13 protein-coding genes and 1 pseudogene are annotated in these 13,987 nt (G+C 60.2%); 8 read left to right on the forward strand and 6 right to left on the reverse strand.

The genetic code is table 11. The features are described from left to right. Positions 1–174 precede the first annotated feature (174 nt). The 3 genes from FJ490_RS15945 to FJ490_RS15955 all read left to right on the forward strand — a co-directional run bounded on the left by FJ490_RS15945 (position 175) and on the right by FJ490_RS15955 (position 4,576). A complete protein-coding gene (locus tag FJ490_RS15945) occupies positions 175–1,332 on the forward strand; it encodes a mandelate racemase/muconate lactonizing enzyme family protein (RefSeq protein ID WP_140521323.1) in 1,158 nt (385 codons plus the stop codon). Between the two features lie 54 nt (positions 1,333–1,386). Next, entirely contained in the window at positions 1,387–2,283 is an 897-nt protein-coding gene (locus FJ490_RS15950; protein ID WP_140521322.1) for an NAD(P)-dependent oxidoreductase, read from the forward strand. Between the two features lie 670 nt (positions 2,284–2,953). Continuing rightward, entirely contained in the window at positions 2,954–4,576 is a 1,623-nt protein-coding gene (locus FJ490_RS15955; RefSeq protein ID WP_140517423.1) for an alpha/beta-hydrolase family protein, read from the forward strand. 8 nt (positions 4,577–4,584) lie between these two features. Here FJ490_RS15955 and FJ490_RS15960 read toward each other — a convergent pair. From FJ490_RS15960 to FJ490_RS33105, 3 genes and pseudogenes are all read right to left on the reverse strand, one after another. Beyond that, positions 4,585–4,710 (reverse strand): annotated as a pseudogene (locus FJ490_RS15960) (ionic transporter y4hA); the annotation flags it as partial. A 258-nt stretch (positions 4,711–4,968) separates the two neighbouring features. Beyond that, positions 4,969–6,444, reverse strand: coding sequence for a Do family serine endopeptidase (locus FJ490_RS15965; protein ID WP_140521321.1), 1,476 nt, complete (start codon positions 6,442–6,444; stop codon positions 4,969–4,971). 656 nt (positions 6,445–7,100) lie between these two features. After that, complete coding sequence (locus FJ490_RS33105; protein WP_246672650.1) at positions 7,101–7,355, reverse strand: hypothetical protein; 255 nt, start codon at positions 7,353–7,355, stop codon at positions 7,101–7,103. A 166-nt stretch (positions 7,356–7,521) separates the two neighbouring features. On the opposite strand from FJ490_RS33105, the gene FJ490_RS33110 reads away from it, so the two are divergent. The 5 genes from FJ490_RS33110 to FJ490_RS15995 all read left to right on the forward strand — a co-directional run bounded on the left by FJ490_RS33110 (position 7,522) and on the right by FJ490_RS15995 (position 11,008). Beyond that, a complete protein-coding gene (locus FJ490_RS33110; protein ID WP_224618859.1) occupies positions 7,522–7,671 on the forward strand; it encodes a BA14K family protein in 150 nt (49 codons plus the stop codon). A 57-nt stretch (positions 7,672–7,728) separates the two neighbouring features. After that, positions 7,729–8,289, forward strand: coding sequence for a hypothetical protein (locus FJ490_RS33115; protein WP_246672648.1), 561 nt, complete (start codon positions 7,729–7,731; stop codon positions 8,287–8,289). 807 nt (positions 8,290–9,096) lie between these two features. After that, a complete protein-coding gene (locus tag FJ490_RS15985) occupies positions 9,097–9,642 on the forward strand; it encodes a DUF308 domain-containing protein (protein ID WP_181165256.1) in 546 nt (181 codons plus the stop codon). Between the two features lie 414 nt (positions 9,643–10,056). Next, positions 10,057–10,578, forward strand: a complete 522-nt coding sequence (locus FJ490_RS15990) for a DUF1269 domain-containing protein (protein ID WP_140499392.1) — start codon at positions 10,057–10,059, stop codon at positions 10,576–10,578. Between the two features lie 85 nt (positions 10,579–10,663). Next, a complete protein-coding gene (locus tag FJ490_RS15995) occupies positions 10,664–11,008 on the forward strand; it encodes a hypothetical protein (RefSeq protein ID WP_140728364.1) in 345 nt (114 codons plus the stop codon). A gap of 31 nt (positions 11,009–11,039) precedes the next feature. Here the strand turns inward: FJ490_RS15995 and FJ490_RS16000 are convergent, their stop codons facing one another. The 3 genes from FJ490_RS16000 to arcA all read right to left on the reverse strand — a co-directional run bounded on the left by FJ490_RS16000 (position 11,040) and on the right by arcA (position 13,973). Beyond that, positions 11,040–12,158 carry an AI-2E family transporter gene (locus FJ490_RS16000; RefSeq protein WP_348640076.1) on the reverse strand — a complete coding sequence of 373 codons (1,119 nt, stop codon included), beginning with the start codon at positions 12,156–12,158 and terminating at the stop codon, positions 11,040–11,042. A gap of 57 nt (positions 12,159–12,215) precedes the next feature. Continuing rightward, positions 12,216–12,530: a YMGG-like glycine zipper-containing protein gene (locus tag FJ490_RS33625; RefSeq protein WP_348641017.1), complete on the reverse strand. Its 315-nt coding sequence runs from the start codon at positions 12,528–12,530 to the stop codon at positions 12,216–12,218. Between the two features lie 198 nt (positions 12,531–12,728). After that, a complete protein-coding gene (gene arcA, locus FJ490_RS16010; protein WP_140499398.1) occupies positions 12,729–13,973 on the reverse strand; it encodes an arginine deiminase in 1,245 nt (414 codons plus the stop codon). Positions 13,974–13,987: the final 14 nt, after the last annotated feature.

Here is a 13,987-nt window from a genome sequence, read left to right on the forward strand (position 1 = left end):
CCACGAATTTCCCAAATGATTCAATGATACCTGCCGTTGCAAGGTGTATTCGCGCAAAATCGTTCAAAGGGGGTTTACGTTCCATCTTCTCATCTTGTATGCTTATTGGACAAGTTGACCTAACTGACCATATGCATTTGTAGGCGCCGCGCGCCATCACGGGGAGGAGGTTCGATGAAGATCACGGACATCAGGACAGCGGTCGTCGCCTATCACGGCAAGGCGACCCTGATCCGCATCGATACGGACGCCGGCATCTCCGGTTATGGCGAGGCAAATCCCGATGCAGGCGCCGCCGCAATCGTCGGGCTGATTTCGGAACTGAAGTCGGAACTGATCGGCCAGGATCCGCGCAATGTCGAATATTGCTGGGACAAGATTCGCCGTGACCATGTGTTTTCCGGTGCGCAAGCCGGCGTCTTTCTCATCGCGCTGACCGGGCTGGAGATGGCGCTCTGGGACGTGGCGGCGAAAGCCGCCGGGCAGCCGCTTTATCGCTTGTTCGGCGGCAAGTTCCGCGACCGGATAAGACTCTATGCAGATTGCGGCGATGGCGATGAGGAATCGGGATCGCCGCAGGGATGCGCGGCACGCGCGCGCCGCATGGTGGCGGAAGGCTTCACGGCGCTGAAATTCGACATCGACAATCTGCGCCACCCGGCGAAGTTCGACGCGGTGAACCATACCATCAACGGCGCCGAGTTGCGCTTCATGGTCGAGCGTGTTGCAGCGGTCCGCGATGCGATCGGCCCCGACGTCGATCTCTGCATCGACCTGCACGCGCGCTACGACGTGCTCAGCGCCAGCCGCATAGCGGCCGAGATGGAACGGTTCAACCTTCTCTGGCTGGAAGAGCCGATCCCGGCGGAAAATGTCGAGGCCCTGAAGCAGATCCGCATGCGGACCAAGACGCCGATCTGCGTCGGCGAAAATCTCTACCTGCGCTGGGGCTTCCGCGAACTGTTCCAGAACTATGGCGCCGACGTCATCATGCCTGACGTGCCGAAATGCGGCGGCCTTGCGGAAAGCCGCAAGATCGCGAATCTCGCCGAGATGTACTATGTGCCGTTCGCGCCGCATCTGGTGTCGACGCCGCTGGGCACGATGGCGACATGCCATGTCTGCGCCAGCGTTCCGAACTTCCTCGTTCTAGAGTGGCACGCGCTTGAAGAGCGGGAGGCGTGGGACAGTTACGTGCGCCTTCCGGACGGCGCGAAGTCGATCGTCGAAGACGGCCACATCGTGGTGCCTGACGTGCCCGGCATCGGCGTCGAGCTCGACATGGAAGGCGTCCGCAAGCACGCCGTGCCAGGCTTCGGCATCTTTGAATAGGCCGGACCGGGCGGATTGAACTGCTCGATCAAACAAATCCGTTGTGAGGAAGCCATGGGCAAGCGGATCATCTTCACCGGCGGCAGCGGCAAGATCGGCCGTCACGTCATACCCTACCTGCTCGAGCGCGGGCATCAGGTTCTGAATCTCGACCTGACGCCGCTCGATGTGCAGGGCGTCGACACCGTCATCACCAATCTTGCGGACGCTGGCGAGACCTACAATGCACTGACGCTGCATTTCGGGTTCAACGAATACTTCGGCGGAAGGAGCCGCGGCCCGGTCGACGCAGTGGTCCATTTCGCGGCGATCCCGCGGATATTCCTGCGACCGGATAACGCCATGTTCACCGCCAATGTGCAGTCGACCTACAATGTGATCGAAGCCGCCACCAAGCTTGGCATCCGCAAGATCGTCACTGCTTCCAGCGAAACGGTGTACGGTGTGTGCTTTGCCGAAGGCGACCGCGATTTCACATCGTTTCCGGTGGACGAGGACTATGACGTCGATCCGACCGACAGCTATGGTCTCTCCAAAGTGCTGGGCGAGAAGATTGCGCGCTCTTTCGCCTCCCGTACTGGAGCCGACGTCTATGCCCTGCGGATCGGCGGAGTCGTCGAACCGCGGGATTATGGCCGCTTCCCGGAATTCCTGGCCGACGCCTCGAAACGGCGGCGCGACGGCTGGACCTACATGGACGTGCGCGATCTTGGCCAGATCGTCGATCTGTGCATCGAGAAGGACGGCTTGGGGTTCCAGATATTCAACGCAGTCAACGACAACATCGTGGCCGAGATGCCGACGGCGGAATTTCTCAGCAAGCACGCACCCAACATACCAGTCACACGCGCCCTGGATGTATTTGAGGGACCGATCTCAAATCGGAAGCTGCGCGACATCCTTGGGTTCCGGCAAGAGTATGACTGGCGCACACAGCCTGCGGATACTTGACTGGTGGCGGAGAAGGCGGCGGTAGATGGGGATGTTCCTGAGGCCAAGGTTGGCGCAGAGACCAGATTTTCCTGAACTCAAGCAGCGCGCTGGGTAAACGTAGCACTCGGTTCACGAATATTGCCGGCGCTGCGGTGCCACATGGCTTCAGGGCCTTTGGCCGGGCTAGTCCAACGTCTGCTTCCTAGCTCACGCAGTTTGGAGCTAAACGGCGGGTTGGAGGCGCAAAGCTGCCATCCGCAGACGATGCGATCGGCGAGTGTCTAGACCATCGCCTCGAATCGCCTTGGCGAACCGCTTCGTAGCCTAATGGCGGATAACGACAATGGTCGGCCCGGAGGGTCGACGTCTTCTACTGGAAGTCAACACGTTAGCGGAGGGTTCGGCAACCCGTTTCCTTCATATTCTCTGGTACGGTCTGGCGAACCTAGGGACCGGGAGGAGCACTAGTTTTTAATGCGCGTGGTATCTCTGTCTTATCCCGCAAACGGGTCGATGCATGTTGACCCAGGGCATGAGCCTGACTGGTTAGGGGGCCAATAGCGGACGGGCGACTCCGAAGATATAAAAACCATAGGCCAACGTTATCCTGCGGCCCAACTCGAGGCGTAACACCCAAGTGACAACTACTCGTTTCCTTAGTATCTGGCGATCGCTCTCCGGTGTCGGCATGGCCCTCGGCATGCTGTTCTTCGCGGCCGCCCTGACGCCGACGCTCGTTCCCCGCACCGACCTGACGCAAGGCGTACTGGCGGGCGCGTGCTTCGCCATCGGCTACAGCCTTGGCGTCGCCTTGCGGTGGTTGTGGAAATATCTCGAGATTCCGGAACTGCCGCCACGGCCGCGTTTGCTGTCCAAGGCGATCATCCTGGTCCCGTGCCTCGGCCTTGCCGTTGTGGCGCTGTGGCGATCCGGTGCCTGGCAGAACTCCATCCGCGCGGTGATGGGCATGCCGGCTGTCGATGGCGCTCATCCCCTCAATGTCTGCGCCCTGGCCATTTGCACCTTCATCGTCGTGCTCGCGCTGGCGCGCCTTGTCGCTTGGCTGGTGCGCGCCATCGCCGGGGCACTGAGACGCTACATACCCCGGCGCCTGGCGAATGTCGCCGGCGCCGCTGTCGCCGTGCTGCTCATCTGGTTGCTGGTGAGCGACGTTGCGATCCGCGCGATCTTCGGCGCGCTCGATTCCTCGTTCGCCAAGTTCGACGCACTCATGGAACCGGAGCGCCAGCAGCCGAGCGAACCCTCCAGGACCGGAAGCCCCGCCTCGCTGGTCAGGTGGGACGAGCTCGGCCGCGCCGGCCGCGAGTTCATCGCGGACGGTCCCGCCGCCGCCGAGATAGGGACCTTCACCGGCCGGCCGGCGCAACAGCCGGTCCGGGTCTATGTCGGGCTGGGAGCGGCGAACAGTGCGCAAGCCCGCGCGAAACTCGCGCTGGAGGAGCTGAAGCGGGCGGGCGGCTTCAGCAAATCCACGCTTGTGGTCATCACGCCGACCGGGACCGGATGGATCGATCCGGCCTCGATGGATGCGCTCGAATATCTGTGCCGCGGCGATGTCGCCAGCGTCGCCGCGCAATATTCCTATCTGAGCAGTCCGCTGTCGCTGCTGGCGCAGCCGGAATACGGCGCCGAGACGGCCCGGGCGCTGTTCCTCGAAATCTACGGCTACTGGACCACCCTGCCGAAGCAGTGGCGGCCGAGGCTTTACCTGCACGGGCTCAGCCTTGGCGCCATGAACTCCGAAAGATCGGCCGGGCTGTTCGAGATATTCAGCGATCCGATCAGCGGCGCACTCTGGAGCGGCCCGCCCTTCGAAAGCCGCATCTGGCGCTCGGTGAGCGATACGCGCAACAACGGCTCGCCGCAGTGGCTGCCGATCTTCCGCAATAGCAGCCTGGTCCGGTTCATGAACCAAAGCGGCCCGGCGGTGGCGCCCGACACGCCCTGGGGCCCGCTGAGGATCGTCTACCTGCAATATGCCAGCGACCCGATCGTATTCTTCGATTATCGCGACGCCTACCGGCAGCCGGATTGGATGAAGGCGCCGCGCGGGCCGGACGTCTCGCCGCAACTGAGCTGGTACCCGGTGGTGACCATGCTGCAGCTCGGTCTCGATATGGCCGTGGCGACAACCACGCCGATCGGCTACGGCCATGTCTACGCGCCGCAGGACTATGTGGAAGCCTGGAGTGCGGTGTTGGGCGTGAAGGACTGGTCGCGACAGGACCTCGCCGCCCTCAAAACCCATCTTGCCAGCAAGGTTGCAGCACAGGCCGACAGAGGCGGCTAGCTGGGGCTTCAGGGCACGGCCGAAATCAGCAGGAACATGGCGAGTATGCCGAGATGGACCACTCCCTGGAGTCTCGTCGTGCGGCCCGTGCCGAGCGTGGGCGTGCTGACGAACATGGTGAGCAGAAGAAACACCGCGAGCCCCGACATCTGTTTAGGTTCACGCCGCAGTCGATTTGCCACTGATGTAAATGGCGGAAAACGGCAGCGGGCGTAAGGGAGCCCGCTGCCGCCAGGAGCGAGGCACGACGACGGACTGACGTGCTCGGCTCCTTGTTCCCGCAGCGGCTTGGCGGCAGACATCGCCGCGGGAAATTGCTGGATGTTCCGCGGCTATCGCGGCGGCATTTGGGGCGGGCGCCCTGAAACCGCCAGGCTCCAGGCCGCCTTCTGTCAGGCCTTGCCCACGGGCAGCGCGACGAACCGGCTCGAGTCGTCGCGGGTGATCTGCATCAGTACGGCCTTGCGGCCAGCCTTGGCTGCCTCGGCCATGGCCTTGGAGACGTCATCAGTGGTGTTCACCTTGGCCGAACTGACGGCGGTGATGACATCGCCCGGCTGGATGCCACGATCGGCCGCATCGCTGTTGGGATCCACATCGGTGACGACCAGTCCTTTGCCATCGTCTGACTTGGTGATGGTCAGGCCAAGATCGGCCAATGCGTCGGCCTTGGCAGGCGCGACCTGCTTGCCGTCATCGCCGGAGGCCCGCTTGTCGCTGGACGGCAGTGTGCCGAGATCGACCTTGATCGTCCGGCTTTTGCCGTCACGAAATACGGTAAGATCGACCGATTTTCCCGGCGCATAGGCGCCGATCGTGCGGGCGAGTTCCTTCGGCGAGGCGACATCCTTGCCGTCGACCTGGGTGATGACGTCACCGGCGGCAATGCCTGCCTTGTTGCCGGGACCAGCGTCCTGGGCGTTCGAGACCAGTGTGCCCTTGTCGGATTTCAGACCAAGGGATTCAGCAATTTCAGCGGTGACCGGCTGGATCTGGACGCCGAGCCAACCTCGCTTGATGGAGCCTTCCTTCATCAGGTCTTCCACGACCTGCTTGGCGGTCGAGGCCGGGATGTCGAAACCAATGCCGACACTGCCGCCCGACGGCGAGAAGATGGCTGTGTTGATACCGATCACCTGGCCATTGAGATTGAAAGTCGGGCCCCCCGAATTGCCATGATTGACCGGAGCATCGATCTGGATGAAGTCGTCATAGGGGCCGGCGCCGATATCGCGGCCCCGAGCGGATACAATGCCGGAAGTGACGGTGCCGCCGAGGCCGAACGGGTTGCCGACTGCCACCACCCAATCACCGATGCGGATCTTGGAGTCGTCGGCGAAGTCGACATAGGTGAACTTGCCGCCGCCATCGACCTTCAGCACAGCCAGGTCCGTCCGCGGATCGGTGCCGACCAGCTTGGCGTCGAGTTCCTTACCGTCACTGGTGACGATGGTGAAGGACGAGCCTTCCGAGACGACGTGATTGTTGGTGACGAGATATCCGTCCTCCGAGATGAAGAAGCCTGAACCCTGTGCCACCGGGCGCGGCTTGCCGTCACCATGTTTGAAGCCGCCCTGCTGCCGGTTGTCGGGCAGGTTCTCGAAACCATCCTGATCGTCGGAACCGTCGTCGGCGACCGGCTGGACCGTGGACTTGACCTTGACGCTGACGACCGCCGGCGAAACCTGCTCGACGACATCGGCGAAGCTCGGCATCTGCGGCGCCTGGACATGCACCGCGTCGGCCAGCACGGGGGCAGTGCCGGAAACAACAGCTCCGACGCCTACAGCGCCTACAGCGCTCAGCGACACTACAGCCGCCGCCAGGCGCCGACGAGTTCCGGAATGCGAATTGGGGACAATATTCATGGGGTTCCATCCTTTTGAGTGAGATGCACTGAGCATCCTTGGCCAGGATGGTTAGAAGAACCTACATTACGGCATCATTGCCATATCATGAAAGTTTTGTCATTTTCATTCCATAGTATTTATAAAGACGATATGTATAGTTATTTTCACTAATATTGCAAATTTGTAACTTGCACGTTCGATTATTATTCAATTCTGTGACATCGAATTCGGTGGATTTGCGATGTCACGACAATCTAAATCGACACTAGAAAAAGTGAATGTGCCTTCCGATTTATTCGGAGTTTACGCGACATTGGGCCGGGGCTTGCCGGGCGGCGATTTCAGATCGAATTTCATCGCGAGTTCTCTATGTGTTGATTGCATGGCAGGCCATTTGAAGGTAGCGCGCATGGCATTGGGCGCGCCTTTGTCGCCGGGACGCCAAGAGGCCGCTCCGGGCGGTGATTTTCCGCAGGGTGAGAGCCTCCCCAGGAGGTGATTATCGTCCAAGCGAGGCGTCGAGAGGGTCTGTCGCTAGCTCGCTAAAGACCGGCGCACCGCTACCATACCACTGGCCCTCCGTCCCGCATCGCCACCGGCATTCGAGCAACACTGGTGGCGCCTGTCGCGACGGGCGTCATTGGCGGAAAGACATGCTGTTCGACTAGCCTCATTCATACCGCAAGCAAGAAATAAACGCTCGATCCACGTTTGGGATTCACCGCATATTCCAAGAAAACCAGGTACTGCCTTAAATTACTTGGCTTTGATGCCATCCGCAGCAGCAGGTCGCACGGCGGGATGAAGTCCACGGAGAAGCATATGAAGCGCATCATCGTCGCTGCGATCATCGCAAGCATGGCAGCCCCCACCTGGGCAATGCCCGTCGGAGCGCTAAGGCCGTCGGTTTCCGATACGGTCACGAACATCGACCTAAGGAGGCCTTCCCGCCATCGACCGGGACATGGAGTACGGCCACCGCACCACAGGCCACCCCATTATCGGCCCTCGCGTCCGCCACGCCATCACCGGCATTCGAGGAACAATAGCGGCGCCGTCGCCGCGGGCCTCGTTGGCGGAATGCTGCTCGGCGGGATGGCGATCTCGGCTGCCCGCCAGCACAATCACAGCGCTTGGAACAACCATGTGAACTGGTGCTCGCAGCGGTACCGCTCCTACCGGGTCTCGGACAATAGCTGGCAGCCCTACAATGGCCCACGCCGGCAGTGCATCTCGCCCTTCTGAGTGCGCTCTGGGCTCGCTGGTGCTAGGAAGCCTACTGGGATTTGTTGAAACGGCTGAATGCAAGCTTGGACGGGAGCAAAAGCGAGCCTGGTAAAGGCCGGCGGGGCCATTGGCGTGAGCCAGCGGAAGTATCCCGCCTGTTCAAAGAGCATCTCCGCGAAGGCGTTTGCCGATCAATTGATACATGTCCGGCGTTCTGGTCGATGCGACGAATCTCGGTCCGAAAGTCGCAGGTCCGCAGGGAAGACATGGTTCTCTGTTTTCATCCACGTCGATGCGCCAGTTGGGAGGACTATTGTGCTAAAAAATCTATCGATCGCGGCAATCAGCGCCATGATGATTGTAAGCTTCAAGCATTCCGCGTTTGGCACGTCGATCGGCGTGGGCAATTCCTACCCGGTCAGTCACTACGAGTGCCAGGACGGCACGCGTCTGGCAGTGCGTCTCCTCGGGGATCGCGCTTCTGTATCCGTCAACGACGCGGCCGAGGTCGATCTGCCCTCCAAGGGACCGGAAGGAACGACGTATTCGAACGGTCAGTGGACGCTGACCATCATACAGGGACGCCTGTCCTGGGGTGTTGGCCGAGCTGTGCCATCTCTATGCGCCGGCGGTTGAGCCTCCCACCTCAGGAAAACTGATGAAGACTATTCAGTTCGGTCGCGCATTTCATCGCAGCTTTCGAGATTCCAGATACGCGTCGGCTCCTCGTGCATTGCAGTGTTTCTGGACGCCTGGTGCCTCGGCGCGGCCGGCGGCAGGAACAATGGCACCCATGACAATCTCCATCCGTCAAACCAGCGGTTAATGCATGTCGCCCAGAAGTGCGCAGCGGTTCTGGGACAACGATATGCATCAAAACAAAGACTTAAAGCGCGTCGCCTGAATCTGTTTCGACGCGACACGCTTTAATCCCAAGAGATGCGCTTCGACAATAATACCGAAAACGCACGCGCTCTGACGGCAGTGCATAAAATGCAAAGAATCCAGAAACTAGGCATTGTGTCTCCAAATATCCGAGCCACCATGCAGAATTATTGACAACGTGTTCGCATGCGCGTGATGTCGGCTTAATTCACCAAAGAGGACGAAAGATATGCGGAGATATGCACTAGCTGCCCTGTTAAGTGCCGCACTCGGCTTTGGTATTCCTCTTGCCGCTGTGTCCCCAGCGGGAGCTGTGACCGTAAATATAAATATCGGATCAAACCTTAACAACGGCCGCGCGATTACTTGCGCTCAAGGCCAGCGATTGATTCAGAGCAGAGGCTTCAGGGACGTGCGTCGCGTGGACTGCCGGGGACGCAATTTTGTTTATCACGCGCGTCGCATTGGCGGCAGCACTTTCGAAATAGTGCTGAATGCCCGTACTGGCCGCGTGGTGGATTTCCACCGCATTCGTAGATGACTCAGGGAGGCAAGGGAATGACGCAGTTGTCCGAGACCCAGCAACCCAGACGATCTGCGTGGACGAACTCGGCGATCGGAATCGTCTTTATCCTGGCAGGGATCTTCGTGTTGGGCGATCTGGCGCTGGCCACGACCATCAGCGCACTTGTCCTGGGAATTGCGATCGTATGCGCCGGCTTTGTCGAGATCGCCCTCGCCATCTGGGCCGGCGGGTGGCGTGGTTTTCTCTGGCAGACGATGCTCGGCATCCTGTACGTCGTTTTTGGCTGCCTGCTCATCAGCTTGCCGGTGCTGGGATCTATCATCCTCACATGGGTGCTCGGTGTCGTGCTCGTGATATCTGGGCTCGGAAGAATGTCTTTGAGCCTGCGCTACCTGTCCACCGACCGATGGATGATGCTTGTTTCCGGCCTGTTCGGTCTCGCGGCTGGCTTCTTGATACTCATCGGATGGCCATCGACCGGGGTTTGGGTGATTGGGGCGTTCGTGGGTATCGACCTAGTTCTTCACGGCCTGGGCTGGCTCGTTACAGGCTTTCGGCCAACGGATACGACCCGATGATCCAACCATTTTCACCGTGACCGTTACCCGCTTTGCGGCATTGGCTCCTGTCCTGCCGCGACGGTTCTCAAGCGCGGCAAGCTTTTTGCGTAGGGTTTCATTTTGTCCTGGACGTCGCGAACGGCCCGTCGATGCGCACGATGCCGCATGATCGGGATCAGCCACCCCTCGCGACCAGCAGCGCGCCTCTGATCACATAGGAGAAGTTCGGGCGGCCCGGACGAGAATTCGTCGCGACAAAGCCGAGCGCAACGGACGAAGCGGCCGACAACCAATGTCGAGACCGCAGGCTTGCCAGTCGGACAGGCAAGCAAAATGAGACGTGCTGCACACTATTCGGATTTCCGGCTCAATCTTTCACCTTCTAGGATGTGTATTACGTGCCCTTGGAAAGTCTTAGCCTAGGAGGGCCCCATGTCCGATTTGATCGTCATCGTCTATCCAAACGAGGCCAAGGCTGAAGAGGTACGTCAACGGCTCATAGGACTTCAAAAGGAATACGTTATTAAACTTGGCGACGCGGTTATTGCCACGAAGACCGAGGCGGGTGCGATTAAGCTCAATCAACTTGTGAATACGACGGCGGCAGGCGCTGTATCCGGTAGCTTCTGGGGCTTGCTTATCGGTGTTCTCTTCCTGAATCCGCTGATCGGGCTTGCGGTCGGCGCCACCTCCGGAGCCCTTGGCGGCGCTTTGACGGACGTGGGCATCAACGATGCGTTCATGCGCGATCTGTCAGCCAGCATCCAGCCTGGGGACGCTGCCCTGTTCGTGCTCGCGCACGAGATGACAGCGGACAAGGTGCTCAAGGAGATCCAGGCCTTTGGCGGTGTGGTGCTTAAGACGTCGCTGGATGAGACGAAGGAGCAGGTTCTGCGCGATGCGCTTCAACGCGCTTCGGCGATGGCCGGCCAAGGCGCGGCCGCGACCGCCTGACCGCGGTCGCGGAACATCCCGGAATCGGAACTCTGCTGGTCGGCAAGGGCGATGGATGGCCGGATAGCAAGTGGGCGATGCAAGCATGTCCGGCCTTGAGACAGCGGCCCTGCTTTTGATTGAAGCCATCTGCGGCGCGGGCGGAGCTTTCGCTACGGCCTGGTTTTGGCGCATGGCTGCGCTGGGTTGGAAATCTGTCGCGGCGGCTGGCGTCGTGGGAGGACTGACCCTGACAGGGCTGGCCGGTCGGATTCCCGCCTTGGCAAACTTCCTCGGCAACGTCGAAAATGCTGTCGATGCCACCGCTCGTGGTGTCGGCACCCTCACGCCCGGCGTGCTGATTGGCGTCGGCATTGCCGGCCTTCTTGGCGGCATCCTGTCGGTTTGTATCATCGGCCTCGTCCGGGGCGCGGGATCCGGACGTCGCTAGGGGCCCGGCCAATCGAATTTCCTGGCGGCAATCACGCGTTCCGCCGATCGGCGGACCCAAGCAACTGAGCGATCCAAAGGGTCGCCGGCGATTGCGAGCAAAAAGTAACCAGCGCGATGGTGATGGGCACACCTATGAACGCGCCGAACACACCCCAAAGAAACGACCAGAAGAAGACCGAAAACAGCACCACAAAAGGCGACATCGCCAACACGTAACCGGCAACCCGCGGTTCTATGTAGCTGCCGATGACGAACTGAATGATGTTGAGGCCGGCAAAAATCGAGACGGCGGCCTGTGGCGATCCGAACTGCGCGAGCGCGTAAAGCGTCGGCAAGAATGTCGCGACGAACGGCCCGATAAACGGAATATAGTTCAAGGTGAAGGCGATAACGCCCCACTCGGCGGCAAACCGCAGTCCGAAAGCCGCCGAAAGCGCGCACACCATCGAACCGGTCGCAAGCCTCATCAATGTCCGAACCAGCATGTAACGTCGCCATTTCGATGCTGTCTGACTGCTGCCATTGATCAGTGCGGCCGCCGCCTGGGCGCTCAGCGCTACACGAGCATTGCGAGCCGCCGCTTCAGCGTCGAGAAGACCCAGAAGCACGTAAACGACGACAACGATCCAGAACGAGATCACGGTATTCAGCCTTGCGGTCACGCCCTGAGCTATCCGCACGAACCAGCCGACATTGAAATGCTCGGCCCAGGCGCCGGCCATCACGACACCGTGCCCTTCCAACCACTCGGCGAGTTGACTGTAGAGTCCTTGAAAGCGGGCGCTGTCGGCGAGGACCGATCGGCCAATGCGGCCAAAACCCCAACTGGCGATCGATGCAAAGGCGAAGAATGCCAGGACGACGACACAGACGACTATCGCCAGTGCGATCAGCTTTGGAAGAAGCCGCTGCAGGCTGCGCTGCAATGGCCACACCAGCGCGATGAGGAAAAGAGCGCACACGACTGGCGCGAAAATTGAGGCAGCGGCCTGCAGCGCCCATATGACGGCGATAACCGCCAGAATATACGTAGGCGCAAAGAGCGTTCGCTTCGCCATGGTATAGTCTGTTCCCGGCCGGCTGGATGACGTTACAGACAACTCCGAAATTGGTCCGGAAGCTTGCTCAGCGCCCAGACCAATGTTCATCGATATCGCTCAACCAGCTCGATTCATGCTGAATAAAGCTGATCTTACGCATCGCGCCTAGCAACGTTCTGTGATGGGTCGACCCTGACGATCGCGAACCGTGTGGCCCCAGCGATCACGAACCCAGCATTCGCGATGATGCGCGCGCGGTGCCGTCGCAGCGCCGACCACAGCCCCTGTGCCGCCACCGACCGCCGCGCCTACAAGGGCACCTCGACTGCCGTTTGCAAGGCCGCCGATGACCGCACCCGTTCCGGCTCCTGCCAGCGCCGTGCCTGCTGTTCGCTGTTCCGTGGCAGTACAACCCGCAGCCATCAGAGCCAAAGCAGAAACAAATATAATACTTCTCATGATTTCATCTCCTGGGTACATTTACATCCGCTCGCCAACAACGAGCATTCCGTCCAAACAATGTGCCGATTGTTCCTAAAGGATTGGGAGCGACTCCAACGCTCTATGAGCAATTCTGGGGTAGACGGTCTTTATGTGCTGGAGGCCGTCCGACAGGCATGGCCTTCAGACTATTTGGGGGCCGACCGGCCGCCTGTACCGAGCCTGGCCGGATTGCTATCAATAGTCGACCGCATCACGAATGATGGGACATGTCATGCAATGACCCCCGCCTCGGCCACGGCCGAGCTCCGCGCCTGAGATAGTGATGACTTCTATGCCTTCCTTGCGCAGCAGCGTATTTGTGTACGTGTTGCGATCGTAGGCAAAGACGACACCAGGCGAGGCGCAAACCAAGTTGGCGCCGCTGTCCCACTGGGTGCGCTCGCGCATGTAGTCGTTGCCGCCGGTTTCAACGACGCGCATCTTCTTGAGACCAAGCGAGTCACGCACCGTCTCAATGAAACTGCCTTTGTCCTTGTGGAGTTCGACGCCCCCCTTGCCGTCAGGGCGATAGGAGAATGCGTCAATGCCGTTGACGATGTCCGGATACATCAGCACGCAGTCGCGATCGGCAAACGTGAATACCGTGTCGAGATGCATCGCCGCGCGCAGCTTAGGCATTGCGGCGACGATCACACGTTCGGCAGCTCCTTTCTCAAACAGGGCCGCCGCCACTTGGCTGATAGCCTGGCGCGAAGTGCGCTCGCTCATGCCGATAAGCACATTGCCCTTGCCGATAGGCATGACGTCCCCACCCTCGAATGTGGCAAGCCCCCAATCCCTGGTCGGGTCACCCCACCAGACATTGACCTTGCCGGCGAAGTCCGGGTGGAACTTGTATATCGACGTGGTGAGGATGGTCTCCTCGTGGCGCGCAGGCCAATAAAGGGCGTTCAGCGTCACGCCGCCATAGATCCAGCAGGTGGTGTCCCGGGTGTAGAGCGTGTTGGGCAAAGGCGGCAGCAGATATTCGTTGACGCCGGCCGCGTCACGGATCAGCGCCAGTTGTTCGCCGCCGATGCTTTCCGGGAATTCGAAGGTCGACAGCCCGCCGATCAGTGTTTCAGCGAGGTCGCGATTAGAGAGGCCGTCGAGATAGGAGCGGACCTCGTCGATGAGGCCGAGGCCGACCTGGTTCGGTACGATCTGCTGGTCGAGGATCCACTTCTTGGCTTCCGGAATGGCGACCGTCTCGGCGAGCAGATTGTGCATCTCGACCACCTCGACGCCCCTGTCGCGCATCTTGGTCATGAAGTCGAAATGATCGCGCTTGGCATTGTCTACCCAGAGCACGTCGTCGAAGAGGAGTGCGTCACAATTGCTGGGTGTCAGCCGCTGGTGGGCGCGGCCGGGAGCGCACACCATGACCTTGCGCAACTGACCAACCTCTGAATGAACGCCGAATGAAGTATTGTTTGTCATGACCTTCCTTCTTT

The organism is Mesorhizobium sp. B2-5-11, assembly GCF_006440835.1.
Lineage (GTDB): Bacteria > Pseudomonadota > Alphaproteobacteria > Rhizobiales > Rhizobiaceae > Mesorhizobium.

Coding starts and splice junctions, on each gene's coding strand:
- FJ490_RS15945 (WP_140521323.1), top strand. CDS start 175: ATGAAGATCACGGACATCAGGACAGCGGTCGTCGCCTATCACGGCAAG.
- FJ490_RS33110 (WP_224618859.1), top strand. CDS start 7,522: ATGGCGATCTCGGCTGCCCGCCAGCACAATCACAGCGCTTGGAACAAC.
- arcA (WP_140499398.1), bottom strand. CDS start 13,973: ATGACAAACAATACTTCATTCGGCGTTCATTCAGAGGTTGGTCAGTTG.
- FJ490_RS33625 (WP_348641017.1), bottom strand. CDS start 12,530: ATGTACCCAGGAGATGAAATCATGAGAAGTATTATATTTGTTTCTGCT.
- FJ490_RS15965 (WP_140521321.1), bottom strand. CDS start 6,444: ATGAATATTGTCCCCAATTCGCATTCCGGAACTCGTCGGCGCCTGGCG.
- FJ490_RS33105 (WP_246672650.1), bottom strand. CDS start 7,355: ATGTTCGTGACCGTATCGGAAACCGACGGCCTTAGCGCTCCGACGGGC.
- FJ490_RS15995 (WP_140728364.1), top strand. CDS start 10,664: ATGTCCGGCCTTGAGACAGCGGCCCTGCTTTTGATTGAAGCCATCTGC.
- FJ490_RS16000 (WP_348640076.1), bottom strand. CDS start 12,158: ATGAACATTGGTCTGGGCGCTGAGCAAGCTTCCGGACCAATTTCGGAG.
- FJ490_RS15990 (WP_140499392.1), top strand. CDS start 10,057: ATGTCCGATTTGATCGTCATCGTCTATCCAAACGAGGCCAAGGCTGAA.
- FJ490_RS15950 (WP_140521322.1), top strand. CDS start 1,387: ATGGGCAAGCGGATCATCTTCACCGGCGGCAGCGGCAAGATCGGCCGT.
- FJ490_RS15985 (WP_181165256.1), top strand. CDS start 9,097: ATGACGCAGTTGTCCGAGACCCAGCAACCCAGACGATCTGCGTGGACG.
- FJ490_RS15955 (WP_140517423.1), top strand. CDS start 2,954: ATGGCCCTCGGCATGCTGTTCTTCGCGGCCGCCCTGACGCCGACGCTC.
- FJ490_RS33115 (WP_246672648.1), top strand. CDS start 7,729: ATGCAAGCTTGGACGGGAGCAAAAGCGAGCCTGGTAAAGGCCGGCGGG.